The organism is Kitasatospora sp. NPDC087314 (assembly GCF_044744365.1).
Lineage (GTDB): Bacteria > Actinomycetota > Actinomycetes > Streptomycetales > Streptomycetaceae > Kitasatospora.
In genome coordinates, this window is record NZ_JBIUYE010000009.1 from 172,845 (window position 1) to 190,922 (window position 18,078).

Here is an 18,078-nt window from a genome sequence, read left to right on the forward strand (position 1 = left end):
CCCTGAAGGACTATGGCGAGTAGTGAGGTGGCCTCGTCGGCCACGGCGAAGTACCTGCAGATCGCAGCTGATCTTGCCGCACAGATCAAGTCGGGCGCTCTCGCTCCCGGTGCGACCGTGCCCAGCGAGGCCGAGCTCATGCAGCGATACGGAGTCGCATCCGGGACGGTTCGCAAGGCCATCGCCGAACTCCGAACAACTCAGCTCATCGAGACGCACCATGGTCGAGGCTCATTCGTCCGCTCCCGCCCACCGGTTCAGCGCAAGTCTGCGGACCGATTCCGCCGCGCCCATCGCAAAGCCGGCAAGGCCGCGTACCTCGCAGAGGCGGAGACCTCCGGCGGCATCCCGTCCGTGACCGTGCTGTTCGTGGGCCCCACAGCAGCACCTCCCGAGATCGCCGATCGCTTGGGTCTTCCCGCCGGCACCCAGGTACTGGCCCGCAAACGCCGGTACTTCCGAGATGGGGTGCCCACCGAGGAGGCCACGTCATACCTGCCGTGGGACGTGGTCAAGGACATCCCTGAAGTCTTCGCCGAGAACCCCGGTGACGGCGGCATCTACGCCCGCCTCGAAGAACACGGCCGCTCCCTCGCCGAGTTCACCGAGTCCGTGCGGGCCCGACTCGCGACCAAGCCTGAAACCAAAGCGCTCACCCTGAGCCCCGGTGCGCCAGTGATCCATCTCGTTCGTGATGCCATCACTGCGGATGGCCGCGTGGTGGAGGTGTGCGACACCGTCATGGCCGCCGATCAGTTCGTTCTCGACTATCGCTTCCCCGCACATGACTGACTAGCGATCAACTCCCTCGACCCGTCGCGAGATTCCTCCCGCGACGGGTCGACTCATGTACAGGAGTCGGGCACTCTTCTACTCGTCACTCATGTACATGAGTGCATGGAAACACCAGGAGATGGTCGTGTCCGAGGCCGACATCCTGGAAGTTCCCATGCAGCACGCTTCGACGGAGAGTCGTGCGACTCTCGACACCAACTCGATGTCGGCGTCAACGGCAGCGGAGCTGCCGCTGCCCTACCTGCCGGAGTCGGTGGCTGTGACCCGCCGGTTCGTCGCGGCGAAGCTGCGGGAATGGGGGCTGGACGAGCTGGTGGACGACGCCGTCGTCATCGTCAGCGAGTTGGTCACCAACTCGGTCGAGACCTGCTGCCAGACCCACATGCTCGTCGGCATCCGCCGCCCGACCGACCGGATCGTCCGCCTCCTCGCCGGTGACGGTTCCCGCTCGATGCCCGTGATGGTCCAGGCCGGACCCGACGCCACGTCCGGCCGGGGTCTGGCGTTGGTCCACCGGCTCGCTCACGGCCGCTGGGGCGTCACGCCCCTCCCGTTCGGGAAGGTCGTCCATGCCGACCTCCAGGGCTCCAAGAACGTGCACTTCTGCCGCACCCGCGAGCAGGCCCGCGTACTGTGCGAACTGGCGCCCTCCCCTATCGTCCAGCAGCGCGCCCGGGGCGTGGAGTTCACCACCGACTGCCTGACGGACCACAACGGCCGCACCTCCGCGATCCTGCGCCGGCGCCTGATGGTCCAGGCCGGCATGTCGATGGTCGCCGTCACGATCGACGACCCGGAGGCCACCAAGCGGGTCACCGAGGCGATCCGGGCGATCCGCGCCGTCGGGCCGGTGGACGTCCAGGGCTTCATCACCGAAGGCGCCGACCCACGGGTGGTCCTCACGGAGATCAACTCCCGGCTCGCCGCCGGATTCCTGCTCGCCGAGGAAGCCGGAGCCGACCTGGTCCGCCAGGCCATGAACGGCCTCTTCCGGCAGCCCGTCGACCACCGGCGGCTCACCTACCGCAGCGGCACCTTCCTCACCAAGTACGTCGCCGTGATGTCCACCGAGCCCCGTGCCATCCCCGGCGCGCTCTGACGAAGGAGCACCCGGTCTTGACCCCGACCACCACGCGACCCCCGGGCGTCGAACGCAACGCCGCGCCGCTGCTGCACGGCACCGAAGCCGCCGCACTGGCCGCCGTCCTGCCCGGCGGCCAGTGGGGACACGGCCCCGCCACCGACCAGTTCGAGGCTGGCGTGGCCGACCTGCTCGGCGTCACCGACACCGTCGCCGTGAACTCCGGCACCACGGCACTGCACCTCGCTGTGCGCTCGACCGGCATCGTTCCCGGCGACGTCGTCGTCCTCCCCTCGCTCACCTTCTGCGCCAGCGTCCAGGCCATCACCTGGAACGGCGCCGCACCCCGCTTCGCCGAGATCGATCCCCGCACGCTGGCCGTCACCCCGGACACCGTGCTGGAAGCCCTGACCCCGAACACCCGGGCCGTCATGCCCGTGCTCTACGGCGGCCGGGCCGTGGACCTCACCCCGATCCGCGACCACCTGGCCAGCCGGGACATCCAGATCATCGAAGACGCCGCCCACGCCTTCGGCTCCCGCCACCCGGACGGAACCATGGTCGGCGCCGACCCCACCGTGCTGACCTGCTTCTCGCACGACCCGATCAAGAACCTCACCACCGGCCAGGGCGGCACGATCATCCCCCGCACCCGCGAGGAAGCCGACACCCTCCGCAGCCTGCGCCTGTTCGGCATCGTCCAGTCCAAGGACGCCCGCGCCTCCCTGACCTCCTACGAGGTCCAGGGCCCCGGGATGCGCTTCGACATGTCCCAGCTGAACGCCGCCATCGGCGTCGCCCAGCTGAAGCACTTCCCACAGACCGCCGCACACCGCCAGCACCTGTGGCGCACCTACCAGGCCGAACTGGCCGGCCTGGACGGCGCCCGCCTGGTCGACGTGGACGTGGCGAACACCGTGCCGTTCAACTGCGTGGTGGTCCTCGTGGTCTGCCTGGGCAACCACAACCGCTCGCCGCTTGCCGCCGCGGTGCTCGCCCACCTCGGCGGGGAGAAGGTCGAGGTCCGTTCGGCCGGGCTGCGCGAGCGCCACGTCGGTGCCCCGGCGCACAGCAACGCCATTCGGGCCGCCGAGGACGCCGGCTACGACATCCGCGACCACCGCGCGGTCAAGGTCAACCACCGCATGCTCGACTGGGCCGACGCCGTGCTGGCCATGGACCGCGCCGTCCTCGCCGAACTCCAGACCATGACGGACGGCACCCCGGCCGCCGGAAAGCTCGACCTGTACATCAGCGGCGAGGACGTGCCCGACCCCTGGGAGAGTGACTACCCGGCCTACCTGCTGTGCGTGGACACCGTCCAGGCCGGCGCCGTCCGGCACCTGCTGGACCTGGAGAACTAACGGTCCACGACCGACAGCAGCACGTCCACGAGACGGTCAGCAGCATCCGGCCGACCGTGCTCGGCGGCCCGCCGCGCGATGTCCGCGCGGCGGGCCGGGTCGGTCAGGAGCGGCCCGATCGCGTCCTGAAGGGTGTCCGGAGCGGCCCGGCCGATCAGGGCTACCGCCGCTCCGGCATCCGACAGGTGACGGGCGTTGTGCTCCTGCTCGTTCCCGGCCGACGTCGCCAGTGGGATGAACACCGCGGCCCGCCCCAGCGTGGTCAGCTCGGCCAGCGTCCCCGCACCGCTGCGGGAGACGACCACGTCCGCGAGGGCCAGCACGTCCGGCAGCTCCGGGCCGACGAAGCCGGTCACCAGGTACCGGGCACGTAGGTGCTCGGGAAGCGACGCCGCCCGCTCCCGCAACCGCGCTTCGTGGCTGGGCCCGCACTGGTGGACCACGTTGGCGTGGCCGAGCAGCCACGGCAGAATCTCGCTGACCAGCTCGTTGATCTGCTGGGAGCCCTGCGCTCCGCCGGTCACGTACACGGTAGGCAGGGAACGGTCGAAGCCCCACAGCCCGAGCGCCTGAATAGCCTTGTCGCCCTGGCCAGTCAGTACCTCCGGGCGTACCGGGTTGCCGGTCACCACGGCGGTGGCACGGGCGGCTTCGGGCAGGAACTGGAGCGTCGACTCGGAGGAGACCGCGACACGCGTCGCCACCCGGGCCAGGGCCCGGTTGCCCAGACCGAGCCGGACGGTCTGCTCGTGAACGACCAGCGGCCGGTGACACCGGGCGGCCATCCCGACCGGCACCGCGACGTAGCCGCCCGTGCCGAGCACCACGTCCGGAGCGAACTCGGCGACCGCTGAGCGGGCCTGCGCGACGCCCAGGGGGACACGGCCCATGTCCTTGACGTTGGCGGGCGACACCAGCTTGAGCGGGTTGGCGGAGCGCCGGATCTTCCCGGTGGCGACGGTCCTGAACGGAATGTCCTCGGCGGCGGTCACCTTGGCCTCAAGGCCGGTGGCAGTGCCGATCCACAGCACGTCCAGCGCGCCGTCGGCCTCGGCGAGACGCGAGCGCAGGGCACGGATCGCGGTGAGGGCCGGATAGGTATGGCCGCCGGTCCCGCCGCCCGTGACGATCAGCCGCAGAGGCCGGCCAAGACGAGAGACGAGAGCGCTGACGTCACGGTTCACGCCTGGAACACAGCAGCCTCCGGGCCACGTGCCGCCGGGCACACCATGACGGCCCGGCTCCCCCGAACGGAGGAGCCGGGCCGTCGGCGTTCCCAGGGGCCTCAGCCGCCGAGCTGGATGCCAGCCATCCGCTTCCACTCGTACGGGCCGGTCTTCACCTTGAGGGCCAGCTCGCCCTCGAAGTCGTCGTGCAGGGTCAGCCCGGCCAGCTCGGCGGCCCGGCGGCCGACGGCGTAGCTCGGGGCCACCTGGTCGCCCCAGGCGCCGTCCGCGCCGACCACGACGATCCGGGTGGCCACGGCGCCGACGTACTCGACGACCGCGTCGGCGCCGCCCCCGTGCTGGCGGGCGAAGCTGCTGAGGTGCTTGGCGATGCGCTTGGCGCGGCGCTCGGTACGGGCGTCCGGCGCGGCGGCGGTGGCGGTCTCTGCGCTGCTCATGCCCGCATGCTACCCACCGGTAGCGGCGCTGGCGACGGGGGCGGCCTGTGCACCGGGCCACATACTGGAGGGGTGACCTTCTCCGGCTGGCCGGCCGAGGCGTTCGACTTCTACGAGCACCTGGAGGCCGACAATTCGAAGACCTTCTGGCAGGCCCACAAGGACCGGTACGACGACGCCGTACGGGCCCCGATGGAGCTGCTGCTCGCCGATCTGGAGCCCGAGTTCGGGCCGGGGAAGATCTTCCGCCCGAACCGCGACATCCGCTTCAGCGCCGACAAGTCCCCGTACAAGACGCACATCGGCGCGCACCTGGAGGCCGGCGGCTACATCCAGCTCTCCGCCGACGGCCTGGCCTGCGGCAACGGCATGTACCGGCTCGCCCCGGACCAGCTGGAGCGCTACCGCGCCGCCGTCGCCAAGGACGTCAGCGGCGCCGAGCTGGAGCGGGTGATCGCCGCGGTGGAGCAGGACGGCCCCCAGGTGTTCGGCCGGGACTCCCTCAAGTCCGCCCCACGCGGCTTCCCCAAGGACCACCCGAGGATCGAGCTGCTGCGCCACAAGGGCCTGGTGGCCTGGCAGGAGTGGGCGCCCGCGAAGTGGCTGGGCACCCGGACGGCCTACACCCGGATCACCGCCTTCCTGCACGCCTCCCAGCCACTCAAGGACTGGCTGGACGGCCACGTCGGCCGCTCCGAACTGCCCGCCCGCTGAGACGGTTCAAGGACTCGAAAGTGCCCCCGGACGCGAGAGAGCCCCGGTCCACCGGACCGGGGCTCTCTCGCGTCAGCCTCTACTTCACGAACGGGTCGATCGCGCACACCACGAACAGCAGCGACAGGTAGGTGATCGACCAGTGGAACAGCCGCATCTCCTTCAGCTTCGCGCCCACGACCCCGGCCTTGGCCCGCGCGTACAGCGCGTGCGCCTCGCGCAGCCAGAACGCGCCGAGCAGCACCGCGGCGACGGCGTACAGCCAGCTCATGTGCCCCAGCGGCCACACCGCCAGCGAGGTCGCCACCATCACCCAGGAGTAGACGACGACCTGCTTGCCGACCTCGACGTTGCCCTTGATCACCGGCAGCATCGGCACACCGGCCCGCTCGTAGTCCTCGCGCACCTTCATCGAGAGCACCCAGGTGTGCGGCGGCGTCCAGAAGAACACCACCAGGAACAGCGCCACGGCCGCCCAGGACAGCGAGTTGGTGACCGAGGACCAGCCGATCAGCACCGGCATGCAGCCGGCGATGCCGCCCCAGACGATGTTCTGCGAGGTGCGCCGCTTGAGCCCCAGCGTGTAGACGAACACGTAGAACAGCAGCGCGCCGAGGGCCAGTCCGGAGGAGAGCCAGTTGACGCCGAAGCCCAGCAACAGGGTCGAGACGATCGCGAGGACGACGCCGAACACCAGCGCCTCGCGCGGCGACACCATCCCGGTGACGATCGGGCGCCGCTCGGTCCGCGACATCACCGCGTCGATGTCGCGGTCGATGTACATGTTGAGGGCGTTGGCGCCGCCCGCCGAGAGGTAGCCGCCGACCACGACCTTCAGCACCAGCAGCATGTTCGGGACACCCTGCTGGGCCAGGAACATCACCGGCACCGTGCTCATCAGCAGCAGTTCGATGATCCGCGGCTTGGTCAGTGCGACGAAGGCGCCGACACGGGCCCCGATGGGCCGGTGCGCAGGAGTCGCCCCGGTGACCCCGGCGGGACGGGTTTCGACGGCGGTCACTAACACCCCAACTGAAGATGAATCCTCGCAGGCGTCCACGGGAACGAAGGTCCCGAATCGTCCGCTCTGCGCGTACCACGCCACCTTAGACGCTCCATATATCCCATCCGGCTCCGGGGTCCCTCGGCGAGGCCGATGGCACACCCCCGAGTGAACCGACTGGGTGAAGCGACGAAACCGCCCCGGCGCGCGTGCGCTCCCCCGTCCTGACCACCCGAGCGGCAGGGTGCCGTAAATCAGGAGAGGCTGGGGCAAAATCATGCAGACCGCCCTCGTGGGAATCACCATACGGATTTCCTGGTTGTCCCAGCACGGAGGGTGAGCCCCGGCCCGGACGGTAGGCTCGCACGCAGAAGCGGGATCTACCCTCCGTGACCGGCACCACCCAGCGTCGAGACCACAGCGCCGTGGCCGACCCGGTCCCCATTCACGGGGTCACTCTTCACAACGGAAGGAGCCCTGAGACAGGGTGAGCACGACGCCGACGAACGCATTCGAGTGGTCCGAACTGGATGAGCGCACGGTTGACACAGCGCGGGTTCTGGCCATGGACGCCGTCCAGAAGGTCGGCAACGGACACCCCGGGACGGCCATGTCGCTGGCCCCGGCCGCGTACCTGATCTTCCAGCGGTTCCTGCGCCACGACCCGACCGACCCCTCCTGGGTCGGCCGCGACCGGTTCGTGCTGTCCCCGGGGCACACCAGCCTGACCCTCTACACCCAGCTGTACCTCTCGGGCTACGGCCTGGAGCTCGACGACCTGAAGGCCTTCCGCGTCGCGGGCAGCCGCACCCCGGGCCACCCGGAGCACGGCCACACCGCGGGCGTGGAGACCACCACCGGCCCGCTCGGCCAGGGCATCGCCAACGCGGTCGGCATGGCGATGGCCGCCCGCTACGAGCGAGGCCTGTTCGACCCGGACGCCCCGGCCGGCGAGTCTCCCTTCGACCACACCGTCTGGGCCATCGTCTCCGACGGCGACCTGGAGGAGGGCATCTCCGCCGAGGCCTCCTCGCTGGCCGGCCACCAGAAGCTGGGCAACCTGGTCGCCCTGTACGACGACAACCACATCTCGATCGAGGGCGACACCGAGACCGCCTTCTCCGAGGACGTCCTCAAGCGCTACGAGGCGTACGGCTGGCACGTCCAGCGGGTCACCCCGAAGTCCAACGGCGACATCGACGTGGCCGCCCTGGCCGACGCGCTGGCCGCGGCCAAGGCCGAGACCGGTCGCCCGTCGATCATCGCGATGCGCACGATCATCGCCTGGCCGGCCCCGGACGCCCAGAACACCGCCAAGGCGCACGGCTCCGCGCTCGGCGCCGCCGAGATCGCCGCCACCAAGAAGGTCCTGGGCTTCGACCCGGAGAAGACCTTCGAGGTCGACGACCGGGTGATCGAGCACGCCCGCGAGGTGATCAAGCGCGGCAAGGCCGTCCGCACCGGGTGGGAGCAGTCCCTGGAGGCCTGGCGCGCCGCCAACCCGCACCGCGCCGCCGAGTTCGACCGCATCCAGGCCGGCGAGCTGCCCGAGGGCTGGAAGAAGGCCGTCCCGTCCTTCCCGGCCGGTAAGGACGTCGCCACCCGCAAGGCCTCCGGCGAGACCCTCAAGGCGATCGGCGCGGTGATCCCGGAGCTGTGGGGCGGCTCGGCCGACCTCGCGGAGTCCAACCTCACCACCATCGACGAGGACAGCTCGTTCCTGCCCGAGGGCAACCCGCTGAAGAGCGCCAGCCCGTACGGCCGGACGATCCACTTCGGCATCCGCGAGCACGCCATGGGCTCGACCATGAACGGCATCGCGCTGCACGGCAGGACCCGCGTGTACGGCGGCACCTTCCTGGTCTTCGCCGACTACATGCGCCCGGCCGTCCGCCTGGCCGCGCTGATGAAGCTGCCGGTCACCTACGTCTGGACGCACGACTCGATCGGCCTCGGCGAGGACGGCCCGACCCACCAGCCGGTCGAGCACCTGGCCTCGCTGCGCGCCATCCCGGGCCTGGCCATGGTCCGCCCGGCCGACGCCAACGAGACGGCCGTCGCCTGGCGCACCGTCATCGAGCGCCAGACCAGCCACCCCGGCCCGGTCGGCCTCGCGCTCACCCGCCAGAACGTCCCGACCTTCGACCGCGAGGTCTTCGGCTCCGCCGAGGGCACCGCCAAGGGCGCCTACATCCTGGCCGAGGCCTCCACCGGCGACCCGCAGGTGATCCTGCTGGGCACCGGCTCCGAGGTCCAGCTGGCCGTCAAGGCCCGCGAGGTGCTGGAGGCCGAGGGCATCGCCGCCCGGGTGGTCTCGGTGCCGTCCTTCGAGTGGTTCCAGGAGCAGGACCAGGCCTACCGCGACAGCGTGCTGCCGCCGTCGGTCAAGGCCCGGGTGTCGGTCGAGGCCGGCATCGGGCAGGGCTGGCGCGAGCTGGTCGGCGACCACGGCCGGATCGTGTCGCTGGAGCACTTCGGCGCCTCCGCCGACTACAAGGTGCTGTTCGAGGAGTTCGGCCTGACCGCCGAGCGCGTGGTGGCCGAGGCGCACAACGCCCTCCGCTCCCTTGAGGCCGTCAACCGCTGACGCCTCCTCGGGCCGTGTGCCCGCCCGCACGCGGGCACACGGCCCCTCCGACTACCCCACGAAGACAGCGGAAAAAAGGACTGAAGCACCATGACTGACGCATTGAAGCGCCTCAGCGACGAAGGCGTGGCGATCTGGCTGGACGACCTCAGCCGCAAGCGGCTGAACACCGGCAACCTCGCCGAGCTGGTGCAGAACAAGCACGTGGTGGGTGTCACCACCAACCCGACCATCTTCCAGAAGGCCATCGGCGGCGGCGACAGCTCCTACGACGGCCAGCTGCGCGACCTCGCCGTCCGCAAGGTCACCACCGACGAGGCCGTCCGCATGATCACCACCTCGGACGTGCGCGACGCGGCCGACGTGCTGCGCCCGGTCTACGACGCCTCCAACGGCCGCGACGGCCGGGTCTCCATCGAGGTCGACCCGCGCCTGGCCCACGAGACCGCGGCCACCGTGGCCGAGGCCAAGCAGCTGTGGTGGCTGGTCGACCGCCCGAACGTCTTCATCAAGATCCCCGCCACCAAGGCCGGCCTGCCGGCGATCAGCGAGGTGATCGGCCGGGGCATCAGCGTCAACGTCACGCTGATCTTCTCGCTGGAGCGCTACAAGGCCGTCATCGACGCCTACCTGACCGGCCTGGAGGCCGCCAAGGCCAAGGGCCTGGACCTCTCCCAGATCGAGTCGGTCGCCTCGTTCTTCGTCTCCCGCGTGGACACCGAGATCGACAAGCGCCTGGACAAGATCGGCGGCGAGGCGAAGAACCTGCGCTCCAAGGCCGCCCTGGCCAACGCCCGCCTCGCCTACCAGGCGTACGAGGAGGTCTTCGGCTCGGTCGACGGCAAGACCGCCGGCGGCGCCCGCTGGCGTTCCCTGGAGGCCGCCGGCGCCAAGCCGCAGCGCCCGCTGTGGGCCTCCACCGGCGTCAAGGACCCGGCCCTGCCGGACACCCTGTACGTCACCGAGCTGGTCGCCCCCGGCACGGTGAACACCATGCCCGAGGCCACCCTGGAGGCCACCGCCGACCACGGCGTGGTCACCGGCGGCACCATCGTCCCCAACTACGCCGACGCCAAGGCCGTGATGGACGCCATCACCGCCGCCGGCGTGGACTACGACGACGTGGTCCAGGTGCTGGAGGACGAGGGCGTGGAGAAGTTCGAGCAGTCCTGGAACGAGCTGCTCGACACCGTCACCGCCTCGCTCGCCTCCTTCGCCGACGAGAAGTGACCGTTCGCTCACACAGCCAGCGCACGAAAGCGGAGCCCATCAAGTGAGCACTGATTTCCCCGAGTTGACATCGGAGTCGGACGCGGACGACCTCCCGCCGGCGCCGATCAACCCGCTTCGTGACCCGGCCGACCGACGGCTCCCGCGCATCGCGGGGCCGTCGGGGCTGGTCATCTTCGGAGTCACCGGCGACCTCTCCCGCAAGAAGCTCATGCCGGCCATCTACGACCTGGCCAACCGCGGCCTGCTGCCGCCGGGCTTCTCGCTCGTCGGCTTCGCCCGCCGCGAGTGGGACGACGAGGACTTCGCCAAGGAGGTCCACGACGCGGTCAAGGACCACGCCCGGACCCCGTTCCGGGAGGAGGTCTGGCAGCAGCTCGCCAAGGGCATGCGCTTCGTCCACGGCACGTTCGACGACGACGACGCCTTCGACAAGCTGCGCGAGACCATCCAGGAGCTCGACAAGGCGCAGGGCACCGGCGGAAACTTCGCCTTCTACCTGTCCGTCCCACCGAAGTTCTTCCCGACCGTCGTCCAGCAGCTCAAGAAGCACGGCCTGGCCGACCCGCCGCAGGGCTCCTGGCGCCGCGCCGTCATCGAGAAGCCCTTCGGCCACGACCTGGAGAGCGCCCAGGAGCTGAACCGGATCGTCCACGAGGTCTTCCCCCGGGACGAGGTCTTCCGGATCGACCACTACCTGGGCAAGGAGACGGTCCAGAACATCCTGGCGCTGCGCTTCGCCAACCAGATGTTCGAGCCGATCTGGAACCGGTCGTACGTCGACCACGTGCAGATCACCATGGCCGAGGACATCGGCATCGGCGGCCGGGCCGGCTACTACGACGGCATCGGCTCCGCCCGCGACGTCATCCAGAACCACCTGCTCCAGCTGATGGCGCTCACCGCCATCGAGGAGCCGGCGTCCTTCCACCCGAAGGCGCTGGTGGCCGAGAAGCTCAAGGTGCTCAGCGCCGTCAAGCTCCCGACCGACCTCGGCCGGCACACCGTGCGCGGCCAGTACGCGGCCGGCTGGCAGGGCGGCGAGGAGGTGGTCGGATACCTGGACGAGGACGGCATCAACCCGGACTCCAAGACCGACACCTACGCGGCGATCAAGCTGGAGATCAACAACCGCCGCTGGGCGGGAGTTCCGTTCTACCTGCGCACCGGCAAGCGGCTGGGCCGCCGGGTCACCGAGATCGCGGTGGTCTTCCAGCGCGCCCCGTACCTGCCGTTCGACTCCTACGCGACCGAGGAGCTGGGGCAGAACGCCCTGGTCATCCGGGTCCAGCCGGACGAGGGCGTGACGGTGCGGTTCGGCTCCAAGGTGCCGGGCACCTCCTTCGAGGTCCGGGACGTCACGATGGACTTCGCGTACGGCGAGTCCTTCACCGAGTCCAGCCCGGAGGCGTACGAGCGGCTCATCCTCGACGTGCTGCTCGGCGACGCCAACCTGTTCCCGCGCCACCAGGAGGTCGAGCTCTCCTGGCAGATCCTCGACCCGATCGAGAGGTACTGGGACACCCACGGCAAGCCCGCCCAGTACGCGGCGGGGACCTGGGGCCCCGTCGAGGCGGACGAGATGCTCGCACGAGACGGCAGGAGCTGGCGCCGGCCATGAAGATCGACCTCACCAACACGACGTCCAGCAAGATCAACGCCGCGCTGATGGAGGCGCGTCGGGCCAGCGGCTCCACCGCCGCCGGCATGGTGCTCACCCTGGTGATCGTGACCGACGAGGGCAGCGCGTACGACGCCCTCAAGGCCGCCAACGACGCCTCCCGCGAGCACCCCTCGCGCACCCTCGCGGTGATCAAGCGCGCCGGGCGCTCGCCCCGGGCCCGCGCCGAGACCCGGCTGGACGCCGAGATCCTGGTCGGCACCGACGCCGGCTCCGGCGAAACGGTCATCCTGCGCATGCACGGCGAACTCGCCGCGCACGCCCAGTCGGTGGTCCTGCCGCTGCTGCTGCCGGACGCCCCGGTCGTCGTCTGGTGGCCCGACAACGCGCCGCTGCACCCGGCGCAGGACCCGCTGGGCGCGCTCGCCCAGCGCCGGATCACCGACGCGGTCACCGCCGAGTCCCCGGTCGGCCAGCTCGCCCAGCGGGCCCAGAGCTACACCCCGGGCGACACCGACCTGGCCTGGACCCGGATCACCGGCTGGCGCTCGATGCTGGCCGCCGCGCTGGACCAGCGCCCGGCCACGATCACCTCCGCGGCGGTCGAGGGCGAGTCCTACAACCCCAGCGTCGAACTGCTCGGCCTCTGGCTGCACAACCGGCTGCACGTGCCGGTCGAGCGGGTCGTCACCGGCGGCCCCGGCATCACCGCGGTGCACCTGCGCACCAAGGACGGCGACATCACCCTGGACCGCCCGGACGGCCTGATGGGCACGCTCTGCATGCCCGGCTCCCCGGACCGCCAGGTCGCGCTCAAGCGGCGCGAGACCTCGGAGCTGATCGCCGAGGAACTGCGCCGGCTCGACCCGGACGACATCTACGCGACGGCCGTGCGCACGCCCGTCGAGCAGCTGCGCGAGCCGGTCAACGCCGAGACGACGGCGGCCGAGCGGGTCGCCCGCGCGGCGGCCGCCGAGGCCGCGGTGGCCAACCCCGCCCGGGTGACCGCCAAGGTCACCGCCGAGGGCGCGGCGTCGGCCGACGAGGCGGCGGAGGAGGCCCCGGTCAAGAAGCCCGCCAAGCGTGCCGCCAAGGGGAGCGCATGACCGCCGCCACCCCGCAGCTGGTCGTCCACCGGGACAAGGAGCTGATGGCCCAGGCGGCCGCGGCCCGGCTGATCACCCGGATCGTGGACGCCCAGGCCGCCCGCGGCGCCGCCTCGGTGGTGCTCACCGGCGGACGCAACGGCAACGCCCTGCTGGCCGCGATCGCCGCCTCCCCGGCGCGCGACGCGGTCGACTGGGCGCGGCTGGACCTCTGGTGGGGCGACGAGCGCTTCGTCCCCGCCGGGGACCCCGAGCGCAACGCCGTCCAGGCCCGCGCCGAACTGCTGGACTCCGTCCCGCTCGACCCGGCGCGGGTGCACGAGATGCCCGCCTCGGACGGTGTGGACGGCTCGGACGTGGAGGCCGCCGCCGCCCGCTACGCGGAGGAGCTGGCGAAGGCGGCCGGCCCGGGCGACCGGCTCGGCGTCCCGGCCTTCGACGTGCTGCTGCTCGGCGTCGGCCCGGACACCCACGTCGCCTCGCTCTTCCCGGAGCACCCGGGCGTGCGGGAGACCGAGCTGACCGTGATCGGCGTGCGCGGGGCCCCCAAGCCCCCGCCGACCCGGATCTCGCTCACCCTCCCGGCGATCCGGACGGCCCGCGAGGTCTGGCTGCTGGCGGCCGGCGAGGACAAGGCGGGCGCGGTCGCGATGGCCCTGTCCGGTCCCGGCGAGCTCCAGGCGCCCGCCTCCGGCGCGTACGGCCGCAGCCGCACCCTGTGGCTGCTGGACCGGGCCGCGGCGGAGCAGATCCCACCCCAGCTGTACCCGCCGGCCTCGGCTTAGCAGCCGGCGAACGCCGAAGGGCGCCACCGTCGTCGACGGTGGCGCCCTTCGGTCGTCAGGGTCAGATCTCGCCGCGCAGCTTGGCCAGCGCCTCGGCGAGGATCGCCTCGCCGTCGGCGTCGGTGCGCCGCTCGCGGACGTAGGCGAGGTGGGTCTTGTACGGCTCGTTGCGCGAGGGCGCGGGCGGGTTGTGCTCGTCCTGGCCGGCGGGGAAGCCGCACCGCGGGCAGTCCCAGGTGTCCGGGATGACGGCCTCGGCGGCAAAGCTCGGCCGGGTCTCGTGCTTGTTGGCACACCAGAAGGAGATCCGGTTGCGCGGGGCGGACTCGCCGCGCTCCGCCTCACCCATCGGGCCCGCTCCGACCCTGCTGCCACGGATGGCGTTGCCACTTGCCACGGTCTGACTCCCTGCGTGCTGGTGCGCCGACCCGCCGCGGTGCGCGTCGGTGGCGAAAGTCGTCCTAGTGTAAGCAGGAGTTAAGCGTCCACCGCCATCGCCTCCGCCCCCGACCGTCCCAGGATAGGCGCTCGGGCGACGGGGCGTCAGGGTTACGTCAGCTCTTGTACTTCAGCACCAGGCCCAGCACGATGATGCAGGCGAACCAGCCGAGACCGACCACGATCGTGATGCGGTCCAGGTTGCGCTCGGCCACCGCCGAACCGCCGCCGGTGGACATCGCGCCGCCACCGAACATGTCCGACAGGCCGCCGCCCTTCCCCTTGTGCAGCAGCACCAGCAGGATCATCAGCAGACTGAAGATGATCAGGGCAATCGAGAACCCGAGAACCACGACGGGACCAACTCTCTCGTATCTTCTTCGGCGACGGGGCCGGGCCGCTTACGGCGGTCCGGCCCCAAAGCCTACGTTGCTGCGGAGGCGTTAGCCTACTGCCTGCTCACGGTAGCGCACGATCTTGACGAACTCGTCGGCGTCCAGCGAGGCACCGCCGATCAGGCCGCCGTCGATGTCGGGCTTGGCCATCAGACCGGCCGCGCTCGACGACTTCACCGAACCGCCGTACAGGACACGGACCTTGTCGGCCAGCTCGGCGTCGTACAGCTCGGCGATCCGCCGGCGGATGGCGGCGCAGACCTCCTGCGCGTCCTCCGGGGTGGCCACCTCGCCGGTGCCGATCGCCCAGACCGGCTCGTAGGCGACCACGATGGACTCGGCCTGGTGGGCCGGGATGTCCGCCAGGGCGCCGTCCAGCTGGGCCAGGGTGTACTCGACGTGGGTGCCGGCCTTGCGGATGTCCAGCGGCTCGCCGATGCACAGGATCGGGGTGATCCCGGCCCGGTAGGCGGCCTTCACCTTGGCGTTGACGATCTCCTCGCCCTCGCCGTGGTACTGGCGGCGCTCCGAGTGGCCGATCACCGCGAAGGTGCACTTCAACTTGGCCAGCATCGGGCCGGAGACCTCGCCGGTGTAGGCACCGGAGTCGTGCTGCGAGATGTCCTGCGAGCCGTACTTGATCTTCAGCTTGTCGCCGTCGACCAGGGTCTGCACCGAGCGCAGGTCGGTGAACGGGACCAGGACGGCGACCTCGACGGCCTCGTAGTCCTTGTCGGCCAGCGCGAAGGCCAGCTTCTGGGTGTGCTGGATGGCCTCAAGGTGGTTGAGGTTCATCTTCCAGTTGCCCGCCATCAGCGGGAGACGCTCAGTCATTGCTTTCAGCCTTCCAGGGCGGCGAGACCGGGGAGGGTCTTGCCCTCCAGGTACTCGAGGCTGGCGCCACCGCCGGTCGAGATGTGTCCGAATGCGTTCTCGTCGAAGCCCAGGATGCGGACGGCCGCGGCGGAGTCGCCACCGCCGACCACGGTGAAGCCGGGGCTGTCGAGCAGGGCCTGCGCGACGGCCTTGGTGCCGTTGGCGTAGTCCGGGTGCTCGAAGACGCCCATCGGGCCGTTCCAGAAGACCGTCCCGGCGTCCGCCAGCTTCGCGGCGAACAGCTCACGGGTCTTCGGGCCGATGTCCAGGCCCTCCTGGTCGGCCGGGATGGCGTCCGCGGCGACGGTCCCGAAGTCCGCCGGCGCCTTCGTCTTGAGGTCGGGGAAGTCCTTGGAGACCAGGACGTCCACCGGCAGCACGAACTCGACGCCGCGCTTCTCCGCCTCCGCCAGGTACTCCAGGCACCTGCCCTTCTGGTCTTCCTGAAGCAGCGAGATGCCGACCTCGTGGCCCTTGGCCGCGAGGAAGGTGTACGCCATGCCGCCGCCGATCAGGATCCGGTCGGCCTTCTTCAGCAGGTTGTCGATCACGCCGAGCTTGTCGGAGACCTTGGCACCGCCGAGCACGACCACGTACGGGCGCGCGACCTCGTCGGTGAGCTTCTTCAGCACGCCGACCTCGGTGGCGATCAGGTCGCCGGCGGCGTGCGGCAGGCGCTGCGGCAGGTCGAACACCGAGGCGTGCTTGCGGTGCACCGCACCGAAGCCGTCGCCGACGTACAGGTCGGCGAGGGTGGCCAGCTGATCGGCGAAGGCGCCGCGCTCGGCGTCGTCCTTGCTGGTCTCACCGGCGTTGAAGCGCAGGTTCTCCAGCAGCGCGACCTCGCCGTCGCCCAGCGCGGCGACGGTCGCCGTGGCGCTGTCGCCGACGGTGTCGGTCGCGAAGGCGACCGGCTTGCCGAGGATCTCGCCGAGGCGGCCGGCCACCGGCGCGAGGGAGAACTGCGGGTCCGGCGCGCCCTTGGGACGGCCGAGATGGGAGGCGACGACGACCCGGGCGCCGCGCTCGACGAGCTTGGCGATGGTCGGGGCGACGGCGCGGATCCGGCCGTCGTCGGTGATCCGGCCGTCCGACAGCGGGACGTTCAGGTCCGCGCGGACGAACACGCGCTTGCCGGCGACGTCGAGGTCTTCGATGGTCTTCACGGGGATTGGCTCTCCTGGGGAGATGGTTGGTGCGCAGAGGCGGCACGGCGCAGGGGCCGCCTGAGAAGTCCTTGTGCGCAGAACGAGGGCCCGGTCGGCACAGTGCGCCAGCCGGGCCCTCGCCCCTACATCACGTCAGCTCCCGCTGCGTCAGAGCTGGCCGCCGACGAGGGAGGTCAGGTTGACGAGGCGGTTCGAGTAGCCCCACTCGTTGTCGTACCAACCGAGCACCTTGACCTGGTTGCCCTGGACCATGGTGAGCTGGGAGTCGAAGATGCAGGAGGCCGGGTCGTTGACGATGTCCGAGGAGACGATCGGGTCCTCGGTGTAGGCCAGGATGCCCTTGAGCGGGCCCTCCGCGGCCTTCTGGAACGCGGCGTTGACCTCGTCCTTGGTGACCTCGCGCTCCAGGGTGACGACCAGGTCCGTGATGGAACCGGTCGGGACCGGGACGCGCAGCGAGGTGCCGTCCAGCTTGCCCTTGAGCTCCGGCAGGACCAGGGCGGTCGCCTTGGCGGCACCGGTCGAGGTCGGGATGATGTTCTGCGACGCGGCGCGGGCGCGGCGCAGGTCCTTGTGCGGGAAGTCCAGGGTCACCTGGTCGTTGGTGAACGCGTGGACGGTGGTCATCAGACCCTTGACGATGCCGAAGCTCTCGTTCAGCACCTTGGCCATCGGCGCCACACAGTTGGTGGTGCAGGAGGCGTTGGAGATGATCGTGTGGTTCGCGGCGTCGTACTTGTCGTCGTTGACGCCCATCACGATGGTGACGTCCTCGTCGGTGGCGGGCGCCGAGATGATGACCTTCTTGGCGCCGGCGGCGAGGTGCTTCTTGGCCGCCTCGGCCTTGGTGAAGATGCCGGTGGACTCGACGACGATGTCGGCGCCCAGGGCGGCCCACGGCAGGTTGGCGGGGTCACGCTCGGCGGTGACCTGGAAGGTCTTGCCGTCGACGGTGATGCTGTCCTCGGTGTGCGAGACCGTGCCCGGGAAGGTGCCCAGGGTGGTGTCGTACTTGAGCAGGTGAGCCAGGGTCTTCGTGTCAGTCAGGTCGTTGACACCGACGATCTCGATGTCCGCGCCCTGCGCCTTGACCGCGCGGAAGAAGTTGCGGCCGATGCGGCCGAATCCGTTGATGCCTACCCGGATCGTCACGAACCGATCTCCTCGTTAGGTACGCCGGAGCTAAGCCGACGGGGGTGAGATTTGGGAAGTCCCCGACCGCCTATGACCCTACCCCTCCTACGCCTGGGAGGGCACATCGCGCCACGTGCGACGACCTGGCGTGGCGCG

General features: G+C 70.5%; 17 protein-coding genes. 9 read left to right on the top strand and 8 right to left on the bottom strand.

Annotated elements, in window-relative coordinates; translation table 11 throughout:
- Positions 1–12: 12 nt before the first annotated feature.
- The 3 genes from ACIO5E_RS21070 (at position 13) to ACIO5E_RS21080 (ending at position 3,240) form a co-directional block, all read left to right on the top strand.
- The gene (locus tag ACIO5E_RS21070; protein WP_400669930.1) at positions 13–792 is read left to right on the top strand and encodes a GntR family transcriptional regulator; all 780 of its coding nucleotides are present in this window, start codon (positions 13–15) and stop codon (positions 790–792) included.
- Between the two features lie 127 nt (positions 793–919).
- Positions 920–1,894, top strand: a complete 975-nt coding sequence (locus tag ACIO5E_RS21075) for an ATP-grasp domain-containing protein (RefSeq protein WP_400669933.1) — start codon at positions 920–922, stop codon at positions 1,892–1,894.
- 17 nt (positions 1,895–1,911) lie between these two features.
- Positions 1,912–3,240 carry an aminotransferase class I/II-fold pyridoxal phosphate-dependent enzyme gene (locus ACIO5E_RS21080; RefSeq protein ID WP_400669935.1) on the top strand — a complete coding sequence of 443 codons (1,329 nt, stop codon included), beginning with the start codon at positions 1,912–1,914 and terminating at the stop codon, positions 3,238–3,240.
- Here the strand turns inward: ACIO5E_RS21080 and ACIO5E_RS21085 are convergent.
- Entirely contained in the window at positions 3,237–4,424 is a 1,188-nt protein-coding gene (locus tag ACIO5E_RS21085) for a UDP-N-acetylglucosamine--N-acetylmuramyl-(pentapeptide) pyrophosphoryl-undecaprenol N-acetylglucosamine transferase (protein WP_400669937.1), read from the bottom strand. The genes ACIO5E_RS21080 and ACIO5E_RS21085 overlap by 4 nt on opposite strands.
- Positions 4,425–4,525: 101 nt before the next feature.
- On the bottom strand, positions 4,526–4,864 hold the full coding sequence (locus ACIO5E_RS21090) for a hypothetical protein (RefSeq protein ID WP_063349518.1): 339 nt from the start codon (positions 4,862–4,864) through the stop codon (positions 4,526–4,528).
- Positions 4,865–4,936: 72 nt separating this feature from the next.
- On the opposite strand from ACIO5E_RS21090, the gene ACIO5E_RS21095 reads away from it, so the two are divergent.
- On the top strand, positions 4,937–5,578 hold the full coding sequence (locus ACIO5E_RS21095; protein ID WP_400669940.1) for a DUF2461 domain-containing protein: 642 nt from the start codon (positions 4,937–4,939) through the stop codon (positions 5,576–5,578).
- 79 nt (positions 5,579–5,657) lie between these two features.
- On the opposite strand, the gene ACIO5E_RS21100 is transcribed toward ACIO5E_RS21095, so the two are convergent.
- Positions 5,658–6,605 carry a heme o synthase gene (locus tag ACIO5E_RS21100; protein WP_400669943.1) on the bottom strand — a complete coding sequence of 316 codons (948 nt, stop codon included), beginning with the start codon at positions 6,603–6,605 and terminating at the stop codon, positions 5,658–5,660.
- A 463-nt stretch (positions 6,606–7,068) separates the two neighbouring features.
- Between ACIO5E_RS21100 and tkt the strand changes: the two genes are divergently transcribed.
- From tkt to pgl, 5 genes are all read left to right on the top strand, one after another.
- Positions 7,069–9,168, top strand: coding sequence for a transketolase (gene tkt / locus ACIO5E_RS21105; RefSeq protein ID WP_400669945.1), 2,100 nt, complete (start codon positions 7,069–7,071; stop codon positions 9,166–9,168).
- Positions 9,169–9,258: 90 nt separating this feature from the next.
- Positions 9,259–10,398, top strand: coding sequence for a transaldolase (gene tal, locus ACIO5E_RS21110; protein ID WP_400669948.1), 1,140 nt, complete (start codon positions 9,259–9,261; stop codon positions 10,396–10,398).
- A gap of 106 nt (positions 10,399–10,504) precedes the next feature.
- Positions 10,505–12,019, top strand: a complete 1,515-nt coding sequence (zwf, locus tag ACIO5E_RS21115) for a glucose-6-phosphate dehydrogenase (RefSeq protein WP_280678321.1) — start codon at positions 10,505–10,507, stop codon at positions 12,017–12,019.
- On the top strand, positions 12,016–13,125 hold the full coding sequence (gene opcA, locus ACIO5E_RS21120) for a glucose-6-phosphate dehydrogenase assembly protein OpcA (protein WP_400669951.1): 1,110 nt from the start codon (positions 12,016–12,018) through the stop codon (positions 13,123–13,125). Before zwf ends, opcA begins: the two co-directional genes overlap by 4 nt.
- Positions 13,122–13,910 (top strand): 6-phosphogluconolactonase, encoded by a 789-nt coding sequence (gene pgl, locus ACIO5E_RS21125; protein WP_400669954.1) that lies wholly within the window; start codon positions 13,122–13,124, stop codon positions 13,908–13,910. The genes opcA and pgl overlap by 4 nt, the downstream gene beginning before the upstream one ends.
- 61 nt (positions 13,911–13,971) lie before the next feature.
- Here pgl and ACIO5E_RS21130 read toward each other — a convergent pair whose 3' ends face one another.
- The 5 genes from ACIO5E_RS21130 to gap all read right to left on the bottom strand — a co-directional run bounded on the left by ACIO5E_RS21130 (position 13,972) and on the right by gap (position 17,940).
- Positions 13,972–14,259, bottom strand: coding sequence for an RNA polymerase-binding protein RbpA (locus tag ACIO5E_RS21130; protein ID WP_030308030.1), 288 nt, complete (start codon positions 14,257–14,259; stop codon positions 13,972–13,974).
- 205 nt (positions 14,260–14,464) lie between these two features.
- Positions 14,465–14,701, bottom strand: coding sequence for a preprotein translocase subunit SecG (secG, locus tag ACIO5E_RS21135; protein WP_400669957.1), 237 nt, complete (start codon positions 14,699–14,701; stop codon positions 14,465–14,467).
- A gap of 90 nt (positions 14,702–14,791) precedes the next feature.
- Positions 14,792–15,577: a triose-phosphate isomerase gene (gene tpiA / locus ACIO5E_RS21140; protein WP_400669959.1), complete on the bottom strand. Its 786-nt coding sequence runs from the start codon at positions 15,575–15,577 to the stop codon at positions 14,792–14,794.
- A gap of 5 nt (positions 15,578–15,582) precedes the next feature.
- Entirely contained in the window at positions 15,583–16,785 is a 1,203-nt protein-coding gene (locus ACIO5E_RS21145) for a phosphoglycerate kinase (protein ID WP_400669962.1), read from the bottom strand.
- 150 nt (positions 16,786–16,935) lie between these two features.
- Entirely contained in the window at positions 16,936–17,940 is a 1,005-nt protein-coding gene (gene gap / locus ACIO5E_RS21150; protein ID WP_280677998.1) for a type I glyceraldehyde-3-phosphate dehydrogenase, read from the bottom strand.
- Positions 17,941–18,078: the final 138 nt, after the last annotated feature.